At 47.7% G+C, this 22,146-nt stretch carries 12 protein-coding genes; all 12 read left to right on the forward strand.

Annotated features, from left to right (window positions below; translation table 11 throughout):
- The first annotated feature begins 722 nt into the window (after positions 1-722).
- Entirely contained in the window at positions 723-4,085 is a 3,363-nt protein-coding gene (locus NSB03_RS16205; RefSeq protein ID WP_065537649.1) for a SusC/RagA family TonB-linked outer membrane protein, read from the forward strand.
- Between the two features lie 14 nt (positions 4,086-4,099).
- Entirely contained in the window at positions 4,100-5,530 is a 1,431-nt protein-coding gene (locus NSB03_RS16210; protein WP_235827561.1) for a RagB/SusD family nutrient uptake outer membrane protein, read from the forward strand.
- Positions 5,531-5,557: 27 nt separating this feature from the next.
- Positions 5,558-7,462, forward strand: a complete 1,905-nt coding sequence (locus NSB03_RS16215; protein WP_257466504.1) for a DUF4843 domain-containing protein — start codon at positions 5,558-5,560, stop codon at positions 7,460-7,462.
- A gap of 14 nt (positions 7,463-7,476) precedes the next feature.
- Positions 7,477-9,036 carry a PKD-like family lipoprotein gene (locus NSB03_RS16220; RefSeq protein WP_242358516.1) on the forward strand — a complete coding sequence of 520 codons (1,560 nt, stop codon included), beginning with the start codon at positions 7,477-7,479 and terminating at the stop codon, positions 9,034-9,036.
- 23 nt (positions 9,037-9,059) lie between these two features.
- The gene (locus NSB03_RS16225) at positions 9,060-11,141 is read left to right on the forward strand and encodes a S8 family peptidase (RefSeq protein WP_257466505.1); all 2,082 of its coding nucleotides are present in this window, start codon (positions 9,060-9,062) and stop codon (positions 11,139-11,141) included.
- 4 nt (positions 11,142-11,145) lie between these two features.
- Positions 11,146-12,087 carry a PorV/PorQ family protein gene (locus NSB03_RS16230; protein ID WP_172503966.1) on the forward strand — a complete coding sequence of 314 codons (942 nt, stop codon included), beginning with the start codon at positions 11,146-11,148 and terminating at the stop codon, positions 12,085-12,087.
- A 40-nt stretch (positions 12,088-12,127) separates the two neighbouring features.
- The gene (locus NSB03_RS16235; protein WP_228767191.1) at positions 12,128-13,108 is read left to right on the forward strand and encodes a hypothetical protein; all 981 of its coding nucleotides are present in this window, start codon (positions 12,128-12,130) and stop codon (positions 13,106-13,108) included.
- Between the two features lie 7 nt (positions 13,109-13,115).
- Positions 13,116-14,213: a TlpA disulfide reductase family protein gene (locus NSB03_RS16240; protein ID WP_172503967.1), complete on the forward strand. Its 1,098-nt coding sequence runs from the start codon at positions 13,116-13,118 to the stop codon at positions 14,211-14,213.
- 48 nt (positions 14,214-14,261) lie between these two features.
- Positions 14,262-15,431 (forward strand): TlpA disulfide reductase family protein, encoded by a 1,170-nt coding sequence (locus NSB03_RS16245; protein WP_128824439.1) that lies wholly within the window; start codon positions 14,262-14,264, stop codon positions 15,429-15,431.
- A gap of 25 nt (positions 15,432-15,456) precedes the next feature.
- Entirely contained in the window at positions 15,457-16,671 is a 1,215-nt protein-coding gene (locus tag NSB03_RS16250) for a TlpA disulfide reductase family protein (RefSeq protein ID WP_024988184.1), read from the forward strand.
- A 32-nt stretch (positions 16,672-16,703) separates the two neighbouring features.
- On the forward strand, positions 16,704-19,520 hold the full coding sequence (locus NSB03_RS16255; RefSeq protein ID WP_128824437.1) for a M16 family metallopeptidase: 2,817 nt from the start codon (positions 16,704-16,706) through the stop codon (positions 19,518-19,520).
- Between the two features lie 170 nt (positions 19,521-19,690).
- Entirely contained in the window at positions 19,691-22,072 is a 2,382-nt protein-coding gene (locus NSB03_RS16260) for a DUF2339 domain-containing protein (protein ID WP_172503968.1), read from the forward strand.
- The last annotated feature ends 74 nt before the right edge of the window (positions 22,073-22,146 follow it).

Consider the following 22,146-nt stretch of genomic DNA (forward strand, 5'->3'; position numbering starts at 1 on the left):
GACTATGTGACGAATAAAAACTGGTCGGTAAAGCCTATCTAACATAATCTCAGGAAAATTTAAACAGGCTCTTACTTTTGCGGTTCGCTTTCAGCCGGAATGCCGATGAATAAGAGGTTTCAGAGCGCCTGAAGAGGCTGAAGGCGAAATCTTGCAGAAGAAGTCGTTTTCGGCCGCAACTATCATGCTTGTTGGAGAAAGGCAGTCCTGCCCGTACTATATGCTCACCTATTGGAGTGTTTCGGAACCTTCCGGATATGTACCTTTAGCTCTGGAACCGAAGATTAGGACTTTTTCCATGTTGGCATGTTGGCGAAACACACTAAATAAAATTTAAACAGGTTTTAAATGATTTTTTTGAAAAATATCCCTTAATTTGTATTGTGGTTAAAATATCTATATTTATATTTGCAAAATCAATATTGTTCACATAGGGATAGTTTTTATTTTAATGTGATGGATATTTTGAGAAGATATAGCTTTATTGTTAGATTAACTACAAGTTTATAGAATGAATTGTAAAGTTGCATTATACGTGAGTACAAGAGTGAAGGATTTATTTTATTCACGTTTATTAATTAAAAAGAGAGACTCTTTTTAATTAACCGGTAAATGCGGCTTGTCTCGGATTTCTTACCGAACTTCGATTTTTCCCCCTGTTAAAAACCCGACAGTCTTTGGTGTACAACCCAAGTATTGATTAATTATTAAATTTATTTCTTATGCAGAAAAAGAACTACAAAAAGGGCATGAAGTGCTATTCTTTGTTGCTGCTTGGAATGATGCTGTTTTTCGTAGGCAGTGTTGCTAATGCGCAAAAACAAGTGGATTATCAGACAACAAGAATCACTGTTAAGGCAACGAATGAAGCTGTGGAGCAAGTGCTTAATAAAGTAGGAAGCCTTGCTAATGTACGCTTCTTTTACAATCATTCGGAATTGGATTTTCTTAAGAACGTGACGATTGATGTGAAAGATATGGAGCTGAGGAATGTGATTTCTGTCATTTTTGCAGAACATCCCGTCAGCGTTGCTTACCAGCCTAACCGCACGATTGTGTTGCGTAAAGCTGTAAAGCAACAGAAGGACATGCAAAAAGTGTCAGGTGTAGTAATCGATGCCCAGACCGGCGAACCTCTTGCCGGCGCCAGTATTGTGCTGAAAGAGCAGAAGGGCGTAGGTGTGACTACCAATATAGACGGACAGTTCCATATCGAGATGCTTCCGGGCAGCGCCACTGCCTTGCTGTTCTCCTATGTGGGTTACCAGCAGGAGGAAGTGCGGCTTGCCAACCGTGACTTGAGCAAACTGAAGGTGAAACTGACACCGATGGCGAACGAGATAGAAGGTGTTGTGGTGACCGGTATGGCTCCCCGTAAGGCGGCGGGATTTACCGGACGTTATGTGACGGTGAAGGCGGACGATCTGAAACGCATAAATCCCAACAACCTGTTGGAAGCACTTCAGGTCTTCGACCCCAGCTTTCGCATCGTAGACCAAAACCAGTACGGCTCCGACCCGAACCGCTTGCCTGAGTTTAATTTGCGTGGTGACGTGCAGTTGGGTTCCAGCAGTGCCAGCTCTTTCAATATGATGATGGGCGACTATTCCAATCGTCCCAATATGCCGCTTTTTATCCTCGACGGTTTCGAGACTTCATTGCAACGTATCGTAGACATCGACCCTGAGCGTATCGAATCCATTACGATTCTGAAAGATGCGGCGGGTACTACCCTCTATGGCTCAAAGGCTTCCAACGGCGTTATCGTGTTTGAAACGAAGAAACCCGCTCCCGGAAAACTGAACATCAGCTACAGTGCCAATATCGGTATTTCCGTGCCTGACCTTTCGGACTACGATTTGATGAATGCTTCGGAAAAATTGGAGTATGAACGTGCTGCCGGACTCTTCAATTCGGTGAGCCTGATGAACTATTACAATGAAAAGAAAAAAGAAATTCTGCGCGGAGTAGATACATATTGGTTGTCGCAGCCGCTTCGTACGGCAGTGACACATCGCCACACGCTGCATCTCGAAGGCGGCGATGAAGCGGTTCGCTATAGCTTGGGTGTGAACTACGGCAATCAGTACGGTGTAATGAAAGCCTCCGACCGCGAGAATATGGGATTGTCTTTCAATCTGCAATACCGCTATAAGAACTTGAATATCAGCAATTCTCTTTCTATCGAAAACACCGAAGGAAACAACTCTCCTTACGGGGCTTTCTCAGCCTACAGCAAGATGAATCCCTATTATCGCCTGACCGACGAAAACGGTAAATACCAACGTATCATCGAGACGAAGCCCATGCCTTCGGGTACCGCGCAGCAGGTGATTACGAACCCGCTCTACGATACGCAGTTCCCATACAAGGACATGAACCGTAACTTTAGCGTGATTGACAATTTCTCTTTGGAATATTTCCTGTTGGAGAACCTGCGTGTGCAGGGGCAACTCTCCTTTACCCGTTCAAACGGCCGTAACGAGCAGTTCCGTTCTGCCAATCATACCATGTTTGCTAAAGAAGAGGACATCACCAAGCGCGGTTCCTATGAACGCAACCTCGGCGAGTCCACCAGTTGGGACGCCAATGCTTCTGTCAACTACAACCTCGTTCGCGACAAGCACGGACTGTTTGTCAGTGTGCGCTGGAACGTATCCAACCGTGTGAGCGACGGTGTAGTGCTCTCGGCAAAAGGATTCCCCAACGACAACATGACCGACTTCTTGTATGCACATAAGATGGAAGACCGTGTATCCGGTAGCGAGAGTACACAACGCAGTGTGGGCGTACTCGGTTCGCTCAACTATATGTACGACCGTCGGTACTCCGTAGACGTGAATGTGCATGGCGACCTTTCCTCACAGTTTGGTAACGATACGGGAATGGCACCTTTCTGGTCTACCGGTTTGCGTTGGAATATGCACGAAGAGAAATGGCTGAAAGGCACCCCCGTCTCCAACTTGGCACTCTATGTCAACATCGGTACCACCGGTTCGCAAAGCTACTCGCCCTATCAGGCAAAAGAGACTTATTCCTACTCCGACCTGATGTTCCCTTATCCCTCCGGCGATACGTTGGGAGCGCAGCTTATGGGATTGGGCAATCCTTCTTTGGGATGGTCGAAAACCACCAGCAAGACAGCGAGTGCGGAATTGGGCTTGTGGAACGGCAGACTGAACTTTACAGGTTCTTACTACCATAATTATACGGATGCGATGTTGCTGGAGAACAATGTACAGCCTTCTACCGGTTTTGCTTCCGTTACCCGCAACGTGGGTGCCGTGTTGAATGAAGGCGTAGAGTTCTCTCTGAGCAGTCTGCTGATTAATGATTACAAGCGTCAGATTCAGTGGTCGGTAGGTATCAATGCTGCCCACAACCGCAACGTTATCAAGAAGCTATCCAACGAACTGAAGAAGATGAACGAGAAAAACCTGAGCGAACGCAACGGCACGCCGCCTGTCTATGAAGAAGGACAGTCTACCTCCGTGATTAAGTTGGTTCCTTCGTTGGGTATCGACCCTGCCACGGGTAAGGAGTTGTTCCTCACACGCGACGGAGAGAAAACCTTTGTGTGGGATCCCAAAGACAAGATTGCCGTAGGAGATACGGAGCCGAAGATTCGCGGTGCCATCAGTTCTTCGCTCACCTGGAAACAACTGACAGCCGGATTGGCTTTCACCTACCAGTTGGGAGCCGACCGCGTGAACGAGACATTGATTAATAAAATCGAGAATGCCGAAATATCCAACAACGTAGACCGCCGTGCGGGGGGACCCGACCGTTGGAGCACGACAAACCGTTATGCCAAGTATAAAGGAATGGGGCTGTATAGCCAGAACACCCCGTCCAGCACACGTTTCTTGCAGAAATACAATGAATTTGCGTTGAACTCCATCTCTGTGGGGTATCGTCTGGACCCGAAACAAATCAAATTCCTGAAAACTTGCCGCGTGGCGAGTATGTCGCTCACGGCTTCCATGCAGGATATTTTCCATTTTTCTACAGTGAAACAGGAGCGAGGGCTGGATTACCCCTATGCAAGAAGTTTCAACCTGTCTGTGTCTTTATTGTTTAACTAATTGAGGGAGAAAATATGATAAAGAATATAATTATAGGGATAAGTATGGTACTCTTTGCTGCCGGCTTTGCCGGTTGTGCCGACTGGGTGAATGTAACCCCGAAAGACCAGGTGGAGAGCGATAAACTGTTCAATAGCGAACTTGGTTACAAGAGTGCCCTTATAGGTATCTACGCACGTATGACGCTGGACGAAACATACGGTAAGAGCATGACATACGGTTCGGTGGAATTCCTGGTGCAACGGTACGACAACTACGGAAGCAATATCCCCACCGAAGAACAACGCGCACAGCGCTACGACTACAAGAAGAATGAAAGTGCCAAGAATATGGTGAACGGTCTGTGGGTAAACCTCTTCTGCACCATCGGCAACATCAATAACCTGCTGCAAAACCTTGAAAACGGAGGCAGGAACATCGTCACCACCGACGGATACTGGACATTGATGAAAGGGGAAGCCTTAGGGCTTCGTGCGTTTCATTACTTCGACCTGCTCCGTCTCTACGGCCCTATCTATAGCGAAGACCCGGAAATGGCGTGTCTGCCCTGGCGTACGGAGTTTAACGACGAAGCCAAGTCATTGCTGCCCGCCAGTCGCATTGCCCAGAACATTCTGCACGATTTGGAGGAAGCGGAAGAACTGTTGAAAGACGACAACCTCCACTACCAGAACAATCTTGACGATGTATTCTTGGGATACCGCAAGCACCGCATGAACAAGATGGCGGTGAAAGCCTTGATGGCACGTGTCTATTTATGGATTGGCGACAAAGCCAATGCGGCGTTGAAGGCTAAGGAAGTGATTGACGGATGCGGCTTTACGCTTGCAATGGACAATACCAAAGATGTTTCTCTCTACGAAGAGACGATTTTCGGGTTGGGACGCGACGATATGGAGACGAAAGTAAAGAACGACTGGGCGGAACTGACCAGATATGCCAACGAGCTTTATATATCCAACGACAACTGCGACCAGGTATTCAACAAGCAGAACATAGGTATTAATGACATCCGTTACAAAAACGGATACGGATTCATACATGGAGAAAACGGAAGAATGTGCCGCAAGTATCTGGGACGCGAAGTGGAATATAAAGAGAAGATTCCTTTGATTCGTTTGTCGGAAATGTACTACATCCTGGCCGAAAGTGTCAGTCTCGAAGAGAGTGTCACCTACATCAACCTGGTGCGCAACGCACGCGGAATCTCGCGTTCCAACAATCTGGTAGCCAATGACGCCTACGACGAACAGGCCCGCCGGGATGCATTGAACGAAGAGTATCAGAAAGAATTCTTCGCCGAGGGACAGTGGTTCTATTTCCTGAAACGTCACAACTACCGTACGTTCTGGCGTTGTCCCAGCACGATACCGTCTATGACAAAATACTATGTGTTGCCTACGCCCGACGACGAGATTGAATACGGAGTGGGAGCACAGGAATGATTTTGGTTTCATTAAAATGAATAAGCAATGAGAAAAAATATATATCTATTTTTATTGGCAGGACTGTTCACCGCTTGCGGAGAAGACGATTTGATTCGTTACAGTCTGGAAAAGGATGGCCTGCAATTCTACACGGGTGAAGACAGTAAACTGATTCCGGGTGATGCTTCGGATTTGGACCGCATTTTCAATTTCGCCACCGCCACCTATCAGGAAAGGAAAAAAGGCGACGAACGCGAAGAAACCTATTACTATGGTGACAATCTGGAGGCGTACACATACGAGAAAATCTATATGCAGATCCAGGGATTCCCTTCTCCCGATGAGCGCCCTTATAAGCTGAAAACGATAAAACTGGAAGATGAAGAGAGTGATTTTGTTCCCGAAGTAATCTTTGAGCCTTACTATAGCGTGGCTCCCGAACAGGTGAGGGATACCATCAAGTTCACCATTGTGCGCCCGAAGAACGAACGGGGCGAATTTATGCGCGGCACTTATCGTTTCGGTATTACGATTGATACGGAAGACAATCCCTTCTTTCAGGAAGGAGTGACGGAGCAGAACGTGCTCGAGGTAACACTGAAAGACATCTATGAGAAACCCGACGACTGGGATGCACGCGAAGAGTGGTTGGGAGCTTTCGATGAGGAGAAGTATGCGTTTATGCTGACCTATTCACAACGTCCGTTTGTGCGTAGCAACGATTATATGTGGAACAAGACCGATAAATACAACCAGGAGTTGGTTGCTTATCTGAAGGAGCATCCCGAAATGGCGACACGCTTTGCCACTGAGATTCCCGATATGCCTAAGACTGTGTGGTGGAAAGGAGATGTCGAAACAAACTTACTGGGAGCTTATTCCCGCGAGAAGTTTGACTTCATACGGAGCGTCATGGGCGAGGAAGAGTTGTTGGAAAACGATAAACTTGTCTATTGGAATCTTATTTTCCGCGAAAAAGTGGCGGCGGATGCCGGCTATGAGTTCCCGGTCAATCAAAGTCGTGCCGGATGGTGGAACAATCAGGCCTTGGGCGAATGGGCTGTTGACAAGCAGGAGTTTGTGACAAGAACAATTTTTGAAACTTGCAAGTTGAACAATGTGCCCGAAGATGCATGGGAATATGTGCCTTCCGTAATACGTTTGAATATAGATGCTTATAATACGGCTCATCCCGGTGCTCCGTTGGGCTTATCGTTCCCCGAAGATAAATTGGTGCCCGAATGGTGGGAAATGCGTCAGGAATTGTTTGGCGAATTTTCTTCAATCAAAAGAGATGTGATTGTAAAAGCACTGTTTGAATATAACAGAGATACTTCTTGGGAGCCGGTAAAGGGGATTCCTCAGTTAAAGAATCCTCAACTTTCCAATGCCAGTTTCTCTGCATCTTATATGCCGAACATTAAAAATGCGATTGCAGCTTACAACAAAACACATCCGGACAACGTGATTGAATTGCCGATAGTACTGCCTGCATGGTGGAATCTGTCGTTCTTGGGTGAATATAATGAGAAAAAAGAAAATTTAGTGAAGGGAGTTATGTCTCAGTATTATGGTACTCCAAATCAATGGACAGTGTGGAATCAATGGAATATCATATTCCGGTATGAAGCGAAGCTGAGAGGAGATAAGGATATTGTATTTCCGGTACTGGACGCATCTCTGATTAAGCCTTCTTATTGGGATAAATATAAATATTTGGGTGAGTATTCCGAATCGAAATTAGTGTTTACATGGATGATGCTTTTGCAGCAATGTTATGGTAATATGGAGGAAGGCGTCTTGGGAAATGGTTGGCCGTTCTATAACAGAGAAACTGTGTACAATAAATTGGTAGAAGCTTATAACGCAAACTACACAACATTTATGAATCGTTATGCATCATCCAACCCCGAACCGTTTGAATATCCGGCAACTTTCCCCGGTAACTAATAAACTTGAATGATATGAAAAAAAATATTCAGATATGGCTATTGGCAGCTCTCCTCCTGACGGGAGGGCTTGCCGGATGTTACAATGATAAAGGTAACTACGACTATAAAGAAATCAACGAGGTGGAATGCTCCATCAAAGCAGCCATCAAAGGAGGAAATGAAATTGTTATTAACGAAATGGGGAGCAGCCGTTGCAAGCAATCTCCTATTGATGTAGTAGTTGTCTATACTCCTGTCATTTCGCAGACGATGGCTCAGAATGAGGAGAATCTCGTTTATGAGTGGAAAGTGACCAAAGCAGGCGAAAAGGCTGTTCTTATTACAGACAAAGTATTGGAATTGGAGTTTCCTGCCAATACAGCGACTTCTTACAGCATAGTGTTTAGCGTGACCGATGAACTTACCAATGTAAGTTTCTACAAATCTTTGAGTATCAGTACATCGCAACCTTATATCAACAGTTGGTTTGTATTGAATGAAAAAGAAGGCGTACAACAGTTGTCGGTAATAGAAGAACCCGATTCGGTGAAGTCCATCATCTCTTTTGACGGATATGGCGATTTGGGTCTTTCCAAGTCGGAAGATATAAAAGTAATCCGCGATGCAACGCATTTGATTTACTCTCCTACGTTAGACCGCAAGAATGCCGTAAATCCGGAAATTCTGCAACTGATGTCTAAAGACGGTGTTTGGCGGACAAAACCCAATACACTCTCCATGACCGCTATGAAGTTGCCGAGTGTGGTAGAGGCCAACAAACTTTCGCTGGTGAATGGTATCGACGGAAGCGTGGCGTGTCTTTCTACCGTCATTATGGACGAACGCGGACAAATGCACTATTGCTACGATGGTGAAACATATGAGATGATTGAACCTTACAAAACCCCTTATAGCACGGGAGTGCTTGGTCATAATTTGGGCGAATCCGGACAGATTGCCATATGGGACAATGAAGAAATGGCATTTGGATACGCAGACATCAGAGGTGGCAAGGCTGAATTGAATTTTATCTATCAGTATGTAGAAGGGCTTAATGACACGGAGATTGTGTGGATGGGACCTGAGTATGGTGATGGAGACGAGAGTAAGAATTCATTGGGTATCGCCATCGCCCGTCACAAGGATACGCAGGATTACGTCGTTTACCACTTAGGACGGAATGATGATAAAGAGTATGCAGTGACCCGCAGCGATGCTATCGGACAGTTGGTGGGCGGCAATGCGGTTTCTCAGTTTGCCACAGCACCGTATGCGTTCCTGCAACAGTTCTTCTACATTTCAGGAAGCAAACTTTATCGTTGCAATGTCAGCAATGGAGAGTCGGTGGAGATTTATGATGCGGAAGGTACGATTTCAAAGATGAAATTCAGAATCTTGAATGAGAACATAGGGCGTCCTCACGAAATGCGTATGTTGGGTATGGCTGTAGAGAAAGAAGACGGCACATGGGAGTTGCATCAGATTGAACTTACCATTGCCGGAGACTTAAAGGAAGATAGCGTGAAGAAATTTGCAGGGTTCGGAGCCATCAAAGACTTCTGTTTCTCATTCCGTAATACAGCATCTAATTAAAAAGAATAAAATTTAGTGTGATTATGAAACGTACATTATTATATAGCTTACTGTTGCTTGCGTTGACTGCTTGTCAGGATTACATCACTCCGGAAGTGCCCAGAGATGATTTGTCTTCATGGATGAACGAAGAAGGGCTTGTGAAAGGAGAGGTCTATGTGAAGTTCAAGCAACTGGACAAAGATTTGCAAGTAGTGGCTACTCGTAGCGGTGAGGTGGAAACCGGCAACAAAGATTTGGATGCCGCCGCCGTGAATATAAAGATGCAGCAGATGGAACGCCTGTTCCCTGCCGGAAAGTATGAGAAGCGCACCAGAAAGGCAGGATTGCATCTGTGGTATAAAGTGAAGTTTGACGAAGCCGTCAATGTGGGACAGGCAGTGGATGCTTTTTCCGCATTAGACAATGTGGCTTGCGTGGAGCCTGTGGGCAAGTTGGTGCCTGTTGCGGTGAATCCGCCTAAGGATACTTATTTCGGTTCTCAGTGGTATTTGCACAATACAGGTCAGATTGGTATGATGGAAGGTGCGGATATCAAGATTCTGGATGCTTGGGAACTGACTTCGGGAAGCTCGGATGTGATTGTGGCTGTGATTGACCAGATTGTCGATTTTAGACACATGGAATTGAATCAGTGTATGTGGCGAAATGACGAGGAGGATGAAGATGGCTATGTAGACAACGATGGCAACGGCTATGTGGGCGACTACTATGGATTGGGAGTAAACAACAATACCATTCTCAGCGATGATAAAAGTCATGGAACACACGTAGCGGGAATAATCGGTGCATCTACAGTTACCAATAATTATTTCGATCCTAATGGTATTGCAGGTATAGCTGGCGGTGGTTATCCGATGTACAATCAGGGAGTCCGCATCATGACCTGTGACTTTTCTTATGGCCCTGCCGCCATTAAATATGCGGCGGATATGGGAGCAGTGATTTGCAATAACAGCTATCATGTCGGTACAGGGCAAGCAACCATACAGGCTTTTCAGGAGGCTGTCGACTATTTTGTGGAATATGCAGGTTGTGATGAAGACGGCAATCAGGTAGGTCCGATGAAAGGCGGCTTGGTGATTGCGGCTGTTGCCAACGACGGCGTGGAGAAGGATGCGGTAATTCCCGCCTCTTTGAATCATGTGATATCCGTAGCCAGTGTAAATCCCCGTTTTCAGAAGAGTAGTTTCTCCAACTACGGTTCGTGGGTGTCTATCTCGGCTCCCGGCGGTGGTGGTGATGAAGTTCCTGCCGAATACGATTGGAGTACTTGGGCAATCTGGAGTACGGTGAACAATAACGCTGTCAAACCTATGGTCGGCACCTCTATGGCTTCGCCGGTAGTGGCGGGAGTAGCAGCGTTGGTGGTCTCTTACTTGAAAGACAAGGAAGGCGGACTCACTGCCGAAGAGGTGAAACATCGCCTGTTGCAGAATGTCACCCCCATTGCAGAATACAATCCCGAATACGAAGGAATGATTGGCACAGGTTGTGTCAATGCGTACGGTGCTTTGACGGGAGCCATGAACTGGCCGCCTGTTGTCAAGCTGGTTTCGGAAGGACTGGATATAGAGACTGATAAAGTACTTTACTACGACGAAGAAGTGAACTACGTGTTTGAACTGAGCGACAAGGAAACCGATACAGCCGGCCTCACCTATGAGGTGGACGACCCTGCCGGTATCTTTAAGCAGACTTTCGCAGATGGAAAACTCACTCTTTCCCTGCACAACAAGGATATTCAGCCCGGTTCGTACAAAGTCTCCCTCTCCGTGACCGACCAGGGAGTCGGAGGAGAAGAGCACCTCAACGTACAGACTACCACTACCGCTTTCACCGTTCGCCTGTTACCCGAAGTACATACGGAAGCAAGCATCGAAAACACGAACACCGAACTGACGATTGGTGCAAGCGCCACCTTCAGTGGCAAGGTGACCGCACGGATATATGACACGCTCGGCAACTTGGTGCTCGAACAAGTGACGAATATCTCGCTCAGTTCTCCCGGCAAAGTCGATATCTCCGGATTGAGTGGCGGTATGTATGTCGTGAAACTGACGTGCAACAATAAAACGATTACTAAGAATATCATAAAACTGTAAGAGTATGAAAAATATAAGATATGGCTTGATGATGTTGCTCTTGTGCGGAGCAACCGCTACCTTTGGACAGGGTGATAACGGAGCGGCTTTGTTTCCCGAACTGACGCCCGATGTGCGCGGTGTAGGAATGGGCAACAGTGGGGTGGCTTCTTCGGCAAACGCATTCTCCATTTGGAGAAATGCTGCCAAGAATGTTTTCTCGGACCGGAAGGCGGAAGTGACCTACAGTTTTACGCCCTGGATGCGCGAATTGGCTTCGGGCAGCAATTTGCACGCTTTGGCAGGCCATTACCAGTTGGACGACAAGCAGGGAATCCAGGCGGGTTTCCGCTACATCAACCGTCCGGATGTGGAGCGTGCGGGTGCGGTCTATACTCCCAAAGACTGGAGCATTGACTTGGGATATGCACGCAAACTCACCGAAGGACTGTCCGTAGGTGCAACGGCACGCTTCGTACGTTCCGCTCTTTTCGACAATGCAGCGGCAAACGGAGTGGCTTTCGACCTTGGCGTCTATTACCAACAGGCATGGCGCAACAACGACGACGCCCGTTGGAGTTTGGGTTTGCAGGCTGCCAACTTCGGTACGAAAATGGATTACGGATACGGTAAGTATAAGCAGCCCGCCAAAGTGAATGCCGGAGGAGGTGTTGACTATGCATTCAACGACAACCACCGTCTGCAAGGCACGATCGAAGTGGGCTACCGCGTATGGCCCGGCGGTTGCTGGGAGGGTGCCGTTGGAGCGGAATACACGGCGTTCAAGCTGTTTTCTGTACGCAGCGGATACCACTATGGAGAAGAAAACAACCGTATGCAACGCTACGGTACCATCGGCTGCGGTGTGCATTACAGTATGCTACGTGCCGACTTTGCCTTTATTATTCCTGAGAAAAACAGCTTCCTCAAGAATACATGGCAGGTGTCGTTGGGAGTAGCCTTCTGAACTGGAGTTGAACTAAGAAATAATGAATAGATTAATGTATATGATAAGAAGAATTTTAATAGGATGTGTTTGTCTGTTGTGCAGTGTCGCATGGGAGACAGTGCAAGCTAAAAAAACTGTGTTAAGTGCCGAAATCTACGGCTATCGGGCAGAAATGGTCTATTTTGACTGTTTCCAGACCCCGTTGCTCCGACAGGAGTTTCATACCAATCCGGGCGAGGAGCATATTTACTCGTTTGATACAGAACGGATGGTGACGTTTGCCATCAACGGCAAAACAACCGTTTTATTGATGCCGGGCGACAGCCTGCACGTCAACCTTCGTTACGAAGGCAAGCAGGTGCAGGCTGTGGAGTTCAGCGGAACGGCAGAAGCGGTAGCGCAAAACCGCCTGTTGCGCGACATCGCTCAGTTGAAACGCACTATGCGCTATAAATCGCAGCTTCTTGCTTGCATCGCTGTAGATGTGAAGCCGAAAGAGCGTTTCGAAGCATCGCGGGTACTGTCGGAGCAGAGCCGCAAACTGTTGGAGAAAGCCGGCAAGGAGATTCGTCCCGAAGTGAGCAGCTACATCTTGGCAGACATTGAAGGAAGCGTATATAATTCGTTTATGGAATATCCGGTGATGTATGCCGAAACCCGTCGTTTGCCGATTGAGAAACAGGAAATCGGTGACTATTGGTCGGTAATGGACGGCTATAGCTTGCGCACGGACAAGAACGCCTTGCAGTCTCTGGATTATATCGGGATGCTGATGCGCTATATGTTCTTCGTTAATGAGAAGAAGGCGCACGAGTCGGGTACAACCTACACGCGTCCTACTTCCTTCGAAGAGGGATACCGCGCGTATGCCGCATTCTATACAGGCGATGTAAGGGATGTGGTGCTTTATACGATTATCTGCAACTTTATTCGTAACGGAAAGAATCTCGACCGCATAGATGATGTAGTGAAGGAGTATAAGAAGAAATACAACCGGAACAAGGAATATGTACATATTATAGAAACACTTTTACAATAAATAGGGAATGAAAAATACATTAGTGGCAACGTTGCTTTTGGCAAGTTGCGGATATCTGTCGTATGCACAGAACAATGTGACTGTGAAAGGACAGATTAAAGGAGTGGAATCGGGGCGCCTGTATATGCTGGCGCCGGTTTCCGAAAACCGGGTGGATACGTTGGGCACTGCTCTTTTCCAAGCCCCCGATTTTGTATTGGAGGGTAGGTGTGACGAACCGGTGGTGGCACATATCGTTGTTGAGAACTATTCGGGGGGATTTCCATTCATGGCAGAGCCGGGCGGTTCGTACACTGCTTTGCTTACCAATGGGCGGGAGGCCTACATCCGAGGCGGTAAGTTGCAGGATGCTTGGACGGGATACTTGAAGTATTCCACCGAACAGCGTCAGAAGATAAGCGCTATGAAGCAAAGACACCAGACGTTGGTTGCCGAAAATAAATACAGAAGTGCCAGTGCGCTGAACGATTCGATTCTACTTTTGGAGCAACGGGCAAGAAAAGAGACTTACGACTTTTTGGGGCAGCATGATGACCTGATTACAGCGCATACTTATCTGGAGAATGCACAGATGCGCGATGCAGGCGCCGAGCAATGCCGTAAAATGTACGAATCATTGGGCGAAGGTGCCAAGCAGACGCCCAGTGCCCGTATCTTGAAAGAACGTTACGAACGGATGGAGCAGACGGAGAAGGGGAGACTTGCCCCCGACTTTACGCTGACTACTCCGGAAGGCATGGAAGTGACGCTGAGCAAGGTAGCTGGAAAGGTGAAGATTCTTGATTTCTGGGCTTCGTGGTGTGGACCGTGCCGCCTGAACAATCCCGCTCTGAAAAAGGCTTACGAGGAGTATCACGATAAGGGACTGGAGATTATCAGCGTATCGCTTGACAACAAGCCGGAACGTTGGAAAGACGCCATCGCCAAAGATGGACTGACGTGGATAAACGTCTCTTCATTGAAAGGATGGAAATGCGATGTGGCACGGCTTTACAGTGTGAGCGCCGTTCCCGCCATCTTTATTCTCAACGAAGAAAACCGTATTGTCGCTACCAATCTGAGAGGAGAAAAACTGGCTAAATATTTGGAGGATAACTTAAAGTAACCGTTTTTTCCGGTTACTTAAAAAAACAGATAAAGCATTTATTTTTATATGAGAAGAATAATAGTTTCGGTTGCCGTTGGAATGTTGGCAGGTGTTGGTTGCCTGGCACAAAACGGCGACAAGTATGTCATTACTGGTGAAATGACGCGTGATTCGTTACGTTTCACCCCGCAAGCGGTCCGCATGGTTTATCTGGCGTGCCAGTCCGACGGCAAGGAAGTCAGACTGGATTCTGCCGTTGTAAAGAATAAGACCTTCCGTTTCGAGGGTAAGGCTCCCCGCTTTGTGGAAGCTGCCTATCTTTCCGGATTCGATAACGGTAGCGTGCAGTTATTGCTTGAGCCGGGCAACATTACGGTGCAGCCTTTTGATGCCCACTATCCCGTGTCGGCAAAGGTAAGCGGTACGCCCTGCAACGATGTGATGAGCGGCTACTATGCGGTACGTGGGAAAGATGTGCAGGATTCGAAAGTCCGCATGAACAATCTGTTCAATTCGCTGCCCGAAGAGGTGAAGAACAATCCGGATCTGCAGATGGACTATCATGGTTCCGTGTTCAATGTAAATACCGTGATGCAAAAAGTGGTGGCGCTGGAATATCTGCGCAATCACCTTGACAGCGAAGCGGCTTTGTTTATCATCAAGTATGACATCTATCACCTGTTTCAACCGAAAACGATTGAACGTACGTTGATGCGTGCCGTCTCTCCACGGTTGAGGCAGCATCCTGTCTATCGTGAGCTGGAGAATAAAATCAAGGCAAGCAACCTCAAGGTAGGCTCGCCGGCGCCCGACATCGCAGGAGTGACGCCGGAAGGCAAGGAGATATCCCTTTCCGACTATAAAGGCAAGTATGTACTGTTGGATATCTGGGCTTCGTGGTGCGGACCGTGCCGTCGCGAATTCCCTTATTTGAAGCAGGCGATGACAGCTTCGGAGGCAAACGATAAATTTGTGATACTCAGCTACTCTATCGACAGCAAAGAGCCTGATTGGGTGAACAGCATCGAAAAGAATGAGTTGAAACACAAGAACTGGATTCACTTTTCTACCTTGAAAGGATGGTCGTCCGATGCTGTGTCGCTGTTCAACGTGCAGGGTGTTCCCCACACAGTTTTGCTGAATCCGAAAGGAGAAGTGGTGGCTTTCAATCTGCGTGGCGAAGAGATGCTCAACAAGGTGAAGCGAATTATTGAGGGAGTGGAAACGTATGAATAAAAAACGAATAAAAAGAGGAACGAGAATGTTACGCAAGTGCTATATAGCCGCAGCCTGCCTGATAGCTTGTATGGGTGGGGTGCAGGCACAAGAGAATACGTGTGTCATCAAAGGACGTATGCTGAAAGATTCGCTGCGCCATACGCCGCAACGGATACAGAAAATTTACCTGACGCAGATGGACGAGTACGAACGCATGATCAATGTCGATTCCGTGAAGCCGGTGAACGGTACTTTCACCTTTACACGTTCTCTGAAACAGGGCGAGCCGGAATTGCTTTATTTACTGACCGGCTTCGACAATGGCAACGTGCAACTGTTTGTGGAGCCGGGTACGGTGGAAGTGCGTATTCCGGATGCCGCTTTTCCCGCAGGAGGAATGGCAAAGGGAACACCGACTAACGACCTGTACAACCAGTATAAGGAAATCCGCCGACTTTGTATCAAGGAGCAGACCGACACCTTGAACGTGTGGCAGGAGAAGCATGGAGAGTCGTTCAATCAATGGATGAGCCGACCCGAAAATCAGGAAGAGTGGGTACGTGTCGGTGCGGCGGCAATGGTTGCCGCTTCCGCAGCGCAACTCCGTTTTCTGCTCGAACACAACGATTCGCCGTTGGTGCCTTTGATGCTGGAGAAAGAGGTTTACCCGACATTGAGCAAGGCCTACGTGCAGCGTATGCTGAAATCCTTGTCGCCTAAGTTGAAGAAGCACCCGTATTACCGCTCGTTCAGCAACGTAGTGCGTGCGCAGGAGTTGAAAGTAGGCGGCGAGTTGCCCGACATCACGCTTCCTCTTGTTGAAGGCGGACGCAAGACGCTGGAAGATTTCAAAGGAAAATATGTGTTGCTGGACTTTTGGGCTTCGTGGTGCGGTCCCTGTCGCCGGGAGATTCCCTACCTCATACAGTTGTACAATGAAACGCAGGCCGACCGTGACCGTTTTGTGATTGTCAGTTTCTCTTTGGACAACAAAGAGAAGGACTGGAAGAACGCTATCCGCACGCATCAGATGGACAAGGAGGAGTGGACGCACGCTTCCGATCTCTTGGGATGGAGTTCGCCTGCCGCCCGTATGCTGGGAGTGACGGCAGTGCCCAAGACCATCCTGATTGACCCCGAAGGAAGAGTCATTTCCTTCTCCCTGCGTGGCGAGGAAATGGTGAGCCGTGTGAAGCAGATTTTAGCAGGTGCCCCCGCTTTCGGCGAAGGTGACGGCAAGGAAGAGGAGAAGAAATAAGCATCTTCGTGCACACCCCAAAAGACAATTTCATGAAGAAAATAATTGCATATATATGTATTTGTTTGGCCTCACTGACCGTTGCACGCGCACAGTCGGCGGCGGTCGGCGGGCAAGAGACGCTGCCTGTCGACTCGGCGGTGCTTATCGGCAGGCTGCCTAACGGGATTACCTATTATATCCGCCACAACGGCGACCAGCCTCGTCGTGCAGGCTTTTATCTGATTCGCAATGCCGGTTCGCTGTTGGAGACGGACGAGCAGAACGGATTGGCGCATTTCCTGGAGCATATGGCTTTTCAGGGAACGAAGCATTTTCCCGGCAAAGGTATCATCTCGGGACTGGAGAAACACGGCGTGGCGTTCGGGAGCAACATCAACGCCTATACGTCGCACAACGAGACTGTCTACCAACTCACCGACGTGCCTACGCAAAGTGAATCTTTGCTGGACACCTGCCTGTTGATACTGCACGACTGGTCTTATTACCTGTCGTTGGAAGAGAAAGAGATTGACGCAGAACGCAAGGTGATTGTCGAAGAGTGGCGCACCCGCCGAACGTCAACGGTGCGGATGCAGGAAAAGACAAACCAGGTACTCTATCAAGGCTCGCGGTATGCCGACAGGGATGTCATCGGAACACTGGACGTCATTCAGCACTTTGCTCCACAGGCATTGCGCGACTTCTATCACCGATGGTATCGCACCGATTTGGAAGCGATTGCCATTGTGGGCGATTTCGATGCGCGCCGGATGGAAGAAAAAGTGAAGAAGCTTTTTACTGCCATTCCTGCCGTGAAGAATCCGGAGCCGCGTCCGTTCTTTTCGATACCCGACAACGATACTCCCCGTTATGTGCTGGCAACGGACAATGAAGCTGCCCGCTCTTCGTTGGGGCTGTCCATCCGGATGAACGACACTCCGGCGTGCGAACGCAATCGCGTGGCTTATCTGCGCGAGAGTCTGATTATCTCGTTCTTTAATTCGATGATGCGGACGCGTATCGCGGAGCTGGCACGTCGTCCGGATACGCCGTTCCGTCATGCGGAGATTGCCTACGGAGATTTGGTGCGCGGATATTGTGCATACAACGTTAATGTATCTCCCCGTCCCGGACAGGAAGCCGCAGCATGGGAAGCGGCAATGACCGAGAATGAACGGGTGAAACGTTATGGCTTCACGCCCGAAGAACTGGAGCGTGCCAAGAAAGATATGCTCACAGCACTGGAGAACGGACGCAGGAAGGGCAAGGCAAACAGCCGTTATGCGCAAGAGATACAGGCCCATTTTCTGGAAGGACGACCGCTTCTCAGCCCCTCCGACTATTACCGTTGGGTGAAACGCCTTGTTGCCGACATCACAGTAGAGGAGGTTTCTGTCAGGGCGAAGAAGTGGAACAGCCCGAAAAACCGGACATTGCTGGTAGTGGGCTCAGCCAAAGAGAAACACTTGTCGCGCGAGGATATGACGGCTATCATGGAACGCGTGGAGCATTCCAGTCAGATTCGTCCTTATGCGGTGAATACCCCTTCGGGCGTTCAACGCAAACTGCTGGATGATGCAGAGCTGCAGGGCGGACAGATTGTGAAGGTGCGTCCCCTGGAGCGTTTTGGCGCTGTGGAGTGGACTTTGCAGAATGGCGCCCGCGTGGTGTTCCGCCATAGTGCGAGCAATAAAATCCTTGTTTCCTCCTATAGCAACGGTGGAACCTCTGTCTACGAGGATACCGACCTGCTGCCCGCAGCCGAGAATGCCGCAACGATGGTGTCTTCGTTCGGCGTGGGCGACTTTACGCCCGACGAACTGCGGACACTGCTGACCGGTAAGCGGGTGGGATGCAAAGTGAACATCACTCCATGGGATGAGGCTATAGGAGGCTCCTCCGTTGCGGAAGATTTCGAGACGCTCATGCAGTTGATTTACCTGCGTTTCGAGAAACCCCGGTTCGATGAAGCATTGTTTGCTACGCTGATGCAGCGCAACTATGCAGCGTTGCAGCAGTATGCCGGACAGCCGCAGACGGTGATGAAGGACTCGCTCCAACAGATTTTGCACAATTACAGCTCCCGTTTCCCGGCTTTCAATAAAGCATACTTGGATAAGATTACGTTGGAAAGATTGAAATATGTCTATTCTGACCGTATCAAGGACGCCAGCGACTTCGTGTTCTTTATCATGGGCAATCTGAAAGAGGAGAACGCCCGACAGATGGTGGAGAAATACATCGGTTCTTTGCGCTCCGAACATCGCAAAGAGAAGCGTACTCTGCATCGCGAATTGCCGGCAAAGGGGAAGGTCGTGAAAAACGTCCGGCTCAACTGGGAGACCCCAAAAGCCACTGTCGTCACCAATTTTTCAACGAAGCTGAAAAATACGCCTTACCATAACATCTGCCAAAGCCTGTTGCGCGGCATCTTGCAGTTGCGCTATACGGAAAACATCCGCGAGAAGGAGGGGGGCACATATGGAATCAATATCAATGCTACTTCGTCCCGTCTCCCCGAATCGCGTTACTCTTTTACCATGATATTCGACTGTGCACCCGAGCGGGAAGCCCATTTGAAGTCGTTGGTACACGCCGAAACGGAACGTCTTGCCGAAGAGGCACCTGGGCAGGATGAGTTTGCAAAGGTGGTTGCCAATCTGCGGAAAAACGACGAACAGTCGAGAAACTCTGACGCATATTGGATGGCTGCCCTTGCCGCTTATTATACGGAAGGTATCGACATCACCGCCCCCGAAAATTTTGACAGGATATTGGAGCGGTTGACGCCTGCCGATATACATAAGTTCGCCAAGAAGATGTTTAAGGAGTCGTATGTGATAGACCTGACGTTCCAGTCAAAGTGAAAGATACAGCGCTATGGAAATAATATGAAGATGCGAATTTAGGGCAACATTCTAAAAAAGAGGAGATTTTCTCCTCTTTTTTTGTAATCACTTACTTTATTCCATCCAAATCTCCCTGTATCTTGCGAATTCTTCGTATATTTGTGATATTGAATCAAATACAAAATACTATGGGAGATTTTAATAGTGTATATCCGTTACTCGGTATAGTGATACTTATTGTTTTGCTATGCCGGTTCGATGGTCGGTTCACGAAGATAGAGAAAGAGCTTGATGTAATAAAAAAGCAGATGGACGCTCTTCTGAAGGGGCAGGCGAAAATGGCTGCTGGTGATAGGGAATCAAGTGAGGAGACGCCTGAAAAAGTAGTAGCAGAAGTCCTGCCGGAAGAAAAATTGGTTGAAGAAGAGTTGGTTGTTCGCGAACCGAGTACAATGGTTGAGGCTGTGGTTGCCAATAAATTGCGAGATGCTTCGGAATCTGTTCAAGAATCTGTTCAGGAAGAAATTATTGAAAGTATCCCAGTGATGGATACGGTTCGGGAAGAGTCTGCAATGTCTCCAGAACCGATTCGTGTGGCACCGATTGCTCCGAAACTACCAAAGAAACAAGTCAACTACGAGAAGTTTATCGGTGAAAACCTGTTTGGAAAGATTGGTATTCTCATATTTGTGATAGGGGTGGGCTTCTTTGTGAAGTACGCCATTGACAAGAACTGGATAAACGAGACTTTCCGTACGGTGCTTGGTTTCCTGACCGGGGCGGCATTGCTGGTTGTTGCCGAACGCTTGCAGAAGAAATATCGTACATTCAGTTCATTGCTTGCCGGTGGAGCGTTCGCCGTGTTCTATCTCACGGTTGCTATCGCATTCCATTATTATCATATCTTTTCGCAGACTGTAGCGTTTATCATTCTGATAGCCACTACTATATTTATGTCTGTTCTTTCTGTGATATATGACAGGCGTGAGCTGGCTGTTATTGCGCTTGTAGGAGGATTTCTAGCACCTTTTATTGTAAGTAGCGGCGAAGGAAGTTATCAAGTTCTGTTTACTTATGTGAGTATATTGAATTTGGGAATGTTCGGGCTTTCCATCTACAAAAAGTGGAGCGAACTTCCGATAATCTCATTTGTCTTTACTTGTCTGATAATGGCTAGTTTCTTGTTGTTGAGCTATTCTTCCCGCTCTACGGTCATTTCGGGACATTTGCTGATGTTTGCCACTCTGTTCTATTTTACCTTTTTGCTTCCGGTGTTTTCCATTCTTCGTGGAGAGAAGATACAGGCTATGAGCCGCGGACTGGTATTTGTCATCATCACTAATAATTTTGTCTATCTGCTTTCGGGAATTCTTTTCCTAAAGAACATGGGACTGTCTTTTAAGGCGAGCGGTCTGTTGAGCCTGTTTATCGCACTCGTTAATCTGGGGCTGGTGCTTTGGTTATGGAAGGATAGGAAAGCATATAAATTCCTCGTGCATACCACATTGGGGCTTGTGCTGACATTTGTCTCCATTACAGTCCCGATTCAACTGGACGGAAACTATATTACTTTGCTTTGGACATCGGAAATGGTATTGTTGTTGTGGCTTTATGTCAAGTCGAAAATCAGGGTATATGAGTCTGCGGCCAAAGTCCTGGTAGGACTCACTTTCGTTTCTTACTTGATGGATGTGTATAGTGTGATGTTTGAACATCATTCTTTGGATACAATTTTTCTGAATAGTTCATTTACCACCTCTTTGTTTGTGGGATTAGCTACAGGAGCATTCGCTTTATTAATGGAGCATTATCATTCCTTCTTCTCTACGGCACGCCGGCTGAAATACAGTTTCTGGAATCCTTTTATGCTTATAGTTTCCGTAATCATACTTTATTATACATTTATGATGGAATTCAATTTGTATTTTGAAGGGGCAACGAGAAGCGGAGCGATGTTCTTGTTTACCGCCGTATTCATTTCGGGCATTTGCTATGCTTTCAGAAAACGATTCCCGATAACCAAGCACCTCACTTCCTATACTTTGGCTATCGGAATGAATACGCTTGTATATATTCTGAATATATGGTGTGACCAATGGGAGAACATGGCTTTCACTCCTGCCGTGTTGCGATGGCTGACGGCTGCTTTCGTGATAGCAAACATATATTACGTGGCATGTCTGTACTATACATCAATCGGCATAAAATCCCGCTTCACCGTATATCTGAATATTCTTGCCACACTCCTTTGGCTGACAATGGTACGTTCTTTCCTTTGGCAAGTAGGTGTAGACGATTTCAGTGCCGGACTATCACTCTCATTAAGCATTGCCGGTTTCGTTCAGATGGGATTGGGAATGCGCCTGCATCAGAAAGCGATGCGTATGGTAAGCCTTGCGACTTTTGGAATAGTTCTGCTCAAACTCGTATTAGACGATTTATGGGCAATGCCGACTATCGGCAAGATTATCGTATTTATCCTTCTGGGATTGATATTGCTGACACTTTCATTCCTTTATCAGAAACTAAAGGATGTGTTGTTCAAGAATGACGAGGAAGAAACAAACTAAGAGCCTGTTTAAATTTTCCTGAGATTATGTTAGATAGGCTTTACCGACCAGTTTTTATTCGTCACATAGTCTCC

The sequence above is a fragment of the Bacteroides acidifaciens genome (genome assembly GCF_024623065.1).
GTDB lineage: Bacteria > Bacteroidota > Bacteroidia > Bacteroidales > Bacteroidaceae > Bacteroides > Bacteroides acidifaciens.